The organism is Bailinhaonella thermotolerans (genome assembly GCF_003594875.1).
GTDB classification, from domain to species: Bacteria; Actinomycetota; Actinomycetes; order Streptosporangiales; family Streptosporangiaceae; genus Bailinhaonella; species Bailinhaonella thermotolerans.
In genome coordinates this window covers 1-6,034 of sequence record NZ_QZEY01000043.1, presented here as the reverse complement: position 1 = coordinate 6,034, position 6,034 = coordinate 1, and the positions used below count along the sequence as shown (strand labels likewise).

Here is a 6,034-nt window from a genome sequence, read left to right as displayed (position 1 = left end):
GGAGCACCCATGTCGATACTGCGTTCACGGGTACCACCTCCTCGTTCTCCTGCACGGCCTCCAAAAAGGTAGCAGCGGCCGCCATGGCCCGCCAACGGGTTTTCGCGAAGGCTCCGTGGCCGGATACCACGGAGCCACTCGCCTGAGGCAATGCCGTGCAGCAATAGAGGCATCGCCGGGACGTGACGCAGCGTGAGGAGGCCGGAACACTGTGCGGAGCCGGCGAGGGGGAGGCGACGGGGCCCCGAGCTGGAATGAGAGCCAGTGGCCTTCAGGGCACTGATCAGTTCGCCCGGAGGAGAGTGATCCAGGCGGCGCGGTCCAGGTGCGGGCCGAAGGCTGTCACCGGCCCCTCGCCCACGGTCTCGGTCGGCCACTGGTCGTCACCGACGTCGCCGCACCGCTGTGGGTTCCGGAGAGACCTGCCGGTGTCCGAGTGTGGTGTCGTGCATAAGGCGCTCAGAACACCATCGTGAGCAGGTCGGCGAACAGCTCCTGTTCGTCGATCTCGAGCCCGCGGTTCGTGAACCAGGTGGCCATGTTGTGGCAGTCGCGCATCAGGAAGTCCATGCCCTTCGGGTTGCCGACGATGTCGACGACCTGGGGCAGGTCGATCATCACGATCCGCTCGTCCTGCGCGAGGACGTTGTACGGCGAGAGGTCGCCGTGCGCGAGTCCCGCGCGGGCCAGTTCCCGCATGCCGTTGCGGAGCTGCTCGAAATACACGCCGAGCAGTTCCTTCGACGGCCGGACCTGGGCGAGCCGGGGCGCGGCACCGCCCTCGCCGTCGTCGATGAACTCCATCAGCAACTCGGTGCCGTCCACCTGCACGGGATACGGCACCGGGACGCCGGCCTTCCACAACCGGTTGAGGGCCTCCCATTCGGCGTAGGCCCACTGACCGGCCGCGACACCGCGGCCGTGTGAGGTCTTCTTCGCCATCGCCCGGCGGTCGCGGCTGTTGCGGGTATGGCGGCCTTCGACGTACGACGCGCTGCGGTGGAAGGACCGGTGCTCCTCCGTGCGGTACCGTTTCGCGGCCAGCAGCGAGGACTTCGCCGGGTTGTCGCCGATGGCTTCGACGGCCCGTTCGAGCAGGAAGACGTCGGCTTCCTTGCCGGTTTTGAGGACGCCGAGCTCGGTGTCGATCGCGGCCTGTTCCGTCACGACCCACGAGGGGCGGGGTTCCGGGCCGCGAGAACCGCGCTCGACCTCCAGCCAGGTGGACCACCGCTGACCCGGGCCCAGCTCCTCGTCGACCGAATGGAACTCGAAGACGAAGGCCGCGGCCGGATCTGGCTGGGACCCGTCAGCGGTGAATTCGGACCGGGGGGAGCGGAGATCGGAGTGGATATCAGAGGGTTCGTACTCGAAAGACAACGGGTGTGCTCCTGAACAAAGAGGTGGGACTGATGCGGACATGCCGCAGCGCAGTGATGGTCATCCGTCGGCCCTCCTTAGTCCAGGCAGCGCTCTCCGCCGCTCGATCGCCCCAGCATGCCCCGCCCGTTCTGGACCCCGCAACGTATTTACCGGCGCCGGGACCGTGCTCCTGCCATGATCCTTATGCCTACGGCGGGAGCCCCATCGCGATGCGAAGTTCCTGGGCCTCACCTCCTGAGCCGGTGTCACGGTCACCCGCGAGGTCCAGGCCGGGCGTCCGCCCGTCCAATCCTTGGCGGCCGGCTCGCCAGGGCTCCCTCCGGGGGTGCGCGGCCCCGGGGCGGACGCCGGCGGTGCGCGCTATGACGGGCGCCGGGCTGGACGCTCCGGGCCGGTCCGCAGGCCGTCGAGGATGAGCGCGAGGTAGCGTCGCCAGGCCTGGACGGGACCGGCGGAGGGCAGGTCCAGCACCGAGTCGATCATGGTGACGATGGGCGCGAGGTCGGCCACGGTGATGTCGTCCCGGATCGCGCCCTGCTCGCGGGCGCGGGCGATGAGGCGGCCGCAGGACTCCACGATGCCCTGGCGGGCGCGGGCGATCGGCTCGCTGTCACCCGCGCCCCGCCGGATCAGCTCGCGCAGGCCGCGGTCGGCCGCGGCCTGTTCCATGACGTGTTCGAGTACGGCCTTCAGCGCCTGGTACGCGTCGGGCCCTTCCAGGGCGGCCCGGGCGGCGGCGTGGATGTCCTCGAGCCGGCCGGCGTAGACGACCTCGGCGAGGGCCTCCTTGTTGGGAAACCGCCGGTAGACGGTGCCGACGCCGAGCCCGGCGTGGTGGGCGACGTCGTTGAGCGTGGCCTGCAGCCCGCGCGCGGCGAACACCTCCCGCGCCGCCTCCAGCGTGCGCCGCCGGTTGTGCTCGGCGTCGCGGCGCAGCGCCGGTCTCTCCTGGCTCATGGCATCCCGTCCGTTCCGCTAACTGGACACATCGTATCCGCTTCGTGTTACGCTGCCCGACATAAGCGGATATGGCATATCCACTTCGGTGGGGCGGGCGAGGCACCCGGGGTTCCGCGACGCCTCCACGCCAGGACGCGAGAGCGCCGGCCTCGCGCCGATGCCGTGCCCGTGCCGTCTCGATGACCCGCCCGGCCGACCGGGCGGCGCCGTACCGATCAGACCTGGGAGAGCGCGGATGAGACACGACGACATGACGGGGAAGACCGCCCTGATCACCGGCAGTACCGGGGGGATCGGCCTGGAGACCGCCCGTGGCCTGGCCGTGCGGGGGGCCTCCGTCATCCTGGTGGGGACCGATCCCGGCCGGGCGCGGCGAGCCGTGGGGGACGTCCGGCGCAGCGCCGGGCACGACCGGGTGAGCGCGCTGACCGCCGACGTCACCGGCCTCGACGGCCTGGCGCGGCTCGGCTCTCAGGTTGCCGAGCGCTGCGACGCGCTGGACGTCCTGGTCAACAACGTGGGCGTGAGCCTGCCCCGCCGGGAGCTGACCGCCGACGGCGTGGAGAAGATGTTCGCCGCGCACGTCCTGGCGCCCTTCACCCTCACCCACCTGCTCCTGCCCCGGCTGCGGCGCGCCGGTCGCGCCAGGGTCGTCAACGTGACCGGCGGCATCCCCGGCGGCCCGATCGAACCCGGCAACCTGCTGGGCGAGCGCCGCTTCCTCGGGTGGAGGTTCAGCCACTACAACCACACCAAGACCATGACGATGGCGCTGACGGCCCGGCTCGCCGGGGAACTGCGGGGCGACGGGGTGGCGGTCAACGTGGTCTACCCCGGTCACGGCTACACGCCGATGAACCGGTCGATCCCGGTCGCCGCCTTCCCGAGGCTGTACCGGCCGATCGCGCCGCTGGTCCTGAAGGTCGTCGCCCCGCTCTTCTTCTCGGATCTGACCCGGTCGGCGCGTTCGAGCGTCCACGCGGCCGCGAGCCCGGAGGCGGAGGGCGTGAGCGGCGCCTACTTCGACGCCCGGTGCCGCCGCAGGCCGTTGCCGGCGAGCGCGCTGGACGAACGCGGCCAGCGCGCCGTGTGGGACCTGTGCGCCCGGCTGAGCGCGGACGTCCTCGCCGCCGCCCAGCCCTGATCGGGGCGAGGGCGGGCCCGGTCCGGTCCGACGGTCCGGGGCCGCCTCGCGAGGCGCTTGACCTGGCGCGCCGGGGGCGGGGCGTATCCGGCGCTGCGGTATGTTCCGCTATGTCCGAATGGTGATAGCGCTGGGCGAGAACGGCATTGGCCCTACTGACCTGTATAGACAAGGCTTTGGCGGCAAACGCGGAGTGCGGCCGAAGCCCTCAACTCACCCGCCGCACCTTCGCAGGATCTCCTCTGAAGGAGCGACGTTGGTCCACCCTCACGCGGTCCGCCCGGCCGATCCCACGCAGTACTTCACCTACCGCAACCCCGGCGACTACCACCCGGACTGGAAGGGCTTCTACGACGAGGCCCTGCGCCGCCGGGCCGAGGTCCGGGCGCGGTTCCCGCACGCCGTCGACCTCAAGTACGGCCCCGACCCGGCCCAGCTCGCCGACGTCTACCGGCCCGTGCGGGGCGAGGGCCACCCGGTCATCGTCTACTTCCACGGCGGGCGCTGGCGCGAGGGCCACCCCGCCTTCTACGACCACCTCGCCGCGGCGTGGGCCGAGGCCGGCGCGGTGTTCATCTCCTGCGGCTACCGGCTCGCCCCCGATCACACCATCGCCGACGCGGTGGACGACGCCGTCCGCGCGGTGCGCTGGGCCGCCGAGGCCGCGCCCGGTCACGGCGGCGACCCGGGCCGGATCACGGTGGCCGGGCACTCGGCCGGGGCGCACCTGACCGCGATGGCCACGATGACGGACTGGGCGGGGCCCGCCCCGCTCCCGGGCGTGGTCGGCGCGGTGTGCATGAGCGCGCCCGTCGACCTGGCCGGGGACGCCCCCGAGGCCGCGCGGCTCAACCCCGGCGCCCGGATCACGCACGCGCCGCCCGGCGTCGTCGTCTCCTTCGGCGACCCCGAGCCCAACCGCAAGGCCGACGACGACGGCTTCTTCCGCCGCCAGGGCCTGCTCCTGGCCGGGGCGCTGGAGAAGGCCGGGCACGCCCCGGTCACCGTCGCCCTCCCCGACACCGACCACGTCGGCAGCGGCACCGCCTTCGGCGACCCCGCCTCGCCCCTGTTCGCCGCGGCGCGCGCCGTCGTCTTCGGCGGAGGCCGGGCGTGAGCGGCGTGCGCGAGCCGGACCGCGTCCTGTGGTCCGCCGTCGCCCTGGGCTTCCTGGCGGTCCTGCTCGACGGCTTCGACGCGGCCGCGCTGGCCTTCTCCGTCCCGGCGCTCGCGGCCGAATGGCAGGTGCCCGGCGCGGCGTTCACCCTCCCGCTGGTGCTGACCAACATCGGCGTCGTCGCGGGCTACCTGGTGTCCGGGCCGTTGTCGGCCCGGGCCGGACTGCGGGCGACGCTGATCGGCGGGGTGGTGTTCTTCGCCGCCGGCACGCTGCTCACCGCGCTGACCCTGCCCGCGCAGTCGCTCACCCTGCTGAGCGTCACCCGGGTGCTGACCGGTCTCGGGCTCGGCGCCGTCCTGCCCGCGGCGGTGGCGCTGGCCACCCGGCACAGCCCCGCGCGGCGGCGGGAGCTGGTCTCGGTCACGGTGACGCTGGGCCTGGCCTCCGGCGGCACGCTGGGGGGCTTCTTCGGCGGGCGCATGATCGAGGCGATCGGCCCGGCCGGGGTGTTCTGGGTGGCGGGCCTGGCGCCGCTGGCGCTGGCCGCCGTGATGGCGTGGCGGATGCCCGCCACTCCGGCCGTGCCCACCGTTGCGGCCGTGCCCGGCGGGCCCGCCGAGGCGGGGGCGCGGGGCGGTGAGCGGGTCGGCGCGCTGTTCCGGCCCGGGATCCGCGTGAACACCGCGGTGATCTGGGTCTTCTCCTTCCTGGTCTTCGTCTCGGCCTACACCCTGCAGTCCTGGGTGCCCACGCTGATGATCGACTACGGCTTCTCGGCCTCGCAGGCCCCGCTGGGCCTGGCGTTCTTCAGCTTCGGCGGCATCATCGGCGGGATCGTGCTGATCTCGCTGGCCTCCCGCGTCGGCATCGCGCCCGCCCTGTGCGTCATGCCGGTCGTGGGCGCGGTGTGCGCGCTGGTGGCCGCCAAGGCCGACCTCTCCGACGGGCCGCTGCTGATCGTGCTCGGCGGCACCGGGCTGGGGCTGGTGGCGTGCCAGATCGGGCAGCTCACGATGGCGGTGGCCGTCTATCCCGCCGAGACGCGCACCACCGGGGTGGGCTGGGCGGCCGCCCTGGGCCGCGCAGGCTCGATCGTCGGCCCGGGCGTCGGCGGCATCCTGCTCGGCCTGTCCCTGCCGGGCCGGGACATCGTCCTGCTCACCACGGTCCCCGTGCTGGCGGCCACCGTGTGCGCGTTCATCCTCTGGCGGCGCCTGCGCGCCCCCGCCCCGGCGCCCCTCCCGCAGCACACCCCCTGACACCCCGCCCCGCCGTACGCCTTCCGGCGGGGCGGTCCCGTTCGCCGGGAGGCGTACGGCCCGCAGGCGTACGGCCCGCAGGCGTACGGCCCGCAGGCGTACGGCGGCTAGGGCGTGTTTTGTGGTTCTTGGTTGAGCCACATGATCAGGCTGGCGATGGTGATGGCG

General features: G+C 73.0%; 5 protein-coding genes. 3 read left to right on the top strand and 2 right to left on the bottom strand.

Features of this window, described 5'->3' with window-relative positions:
- Positions 1-459 precede the first annotated feature (459 nt).
- On the bottom strand, positions 460-1,380 hold the full coding sequence (locus D5H75_RS40630; RefSeq protein ID WP_202639004.1) for a serine protein kinase RIO: 921 nt from the start codon (positions 1,378-1,380) through the stop codon (positions 460-462).
- A gap of 363 nt (positions 1,381-1,743) precedes the next feature.
- Entirely contained in the window at positions 1,744-2,340 is a 597-nt protein-coding gene (locus D5H75_RS40625) for a TetR/AcrR family transcriptional regulator (protein ID WP_119931974.1), read from the bottom strand.
- A gap of 238 nt (positions 2,341-2,578) precedes the next feature.
- On the opposite strand from D5H75_RS40625, the gene D5H75_RS40620 reads away from it, so the two are divergent.
- The 3 genes from D5H75_RS40620 (at position 2,579) to D5H75_RS40610 (ending at position 5,866) form a co-directional block, all read left to right on the top strand.
- Positions 2,579-3,487, top strand: coding sequence for an SDR family NAD(P)-dependent oxidoreductase (locus tag D5H75_RS40620; RefSeq protein WP_242454799.1), 909 nt, complete (start codon positions 2,579-2,581; stop codon positions 3,485-3,487).
- 256 nt (positions 3,488-3,743) lie between these two features.
- Complete coding sequence (locus tag D5H75_RS40615; RefSeq protein WP_202639003.1) at positions 3,744-4,604, top strand: alpha/beta hydrolase; 861 nt, start codon at positions 3,744-3,746, stop codon at positions 4,602-4,604.
- Positions 4,601-5,866, top strand: a complete 1,266-nt coding sequence (locus D5H75_RS40610; RefSeq protein ID WP_119931971.1) for an MFS transporter — start codon at positions 4,601-4,603, stop codon at positions 5,864-5,866. The genes D5H75_RS40615 and D5H75_RS40610 overlap by 4 nt, the downstream gene beginning before the upstream one ends.
- The last annotated feature ends 168 nt before the right edge of the window (positions 5,867-6,034 follow it).

What these genes read in the sequence shown, in the direction of transcription:
- D5H75_RS40625 (WP_119931974.1), bottom strand. Translation starts at nt 2,340, where the DNA reads ATGAGCCAGGAGAGACCGGCGCTGCGCCGCGACGCCGAGCACAACCGG.
- D5H75_RS40620 (WP_242454799.1), top strand. Translation starts at nt 2,579, where the DNA reads ATGAGACACGACGACATGACGGGGAAGACCGCCCTGATCACCGGCAGT.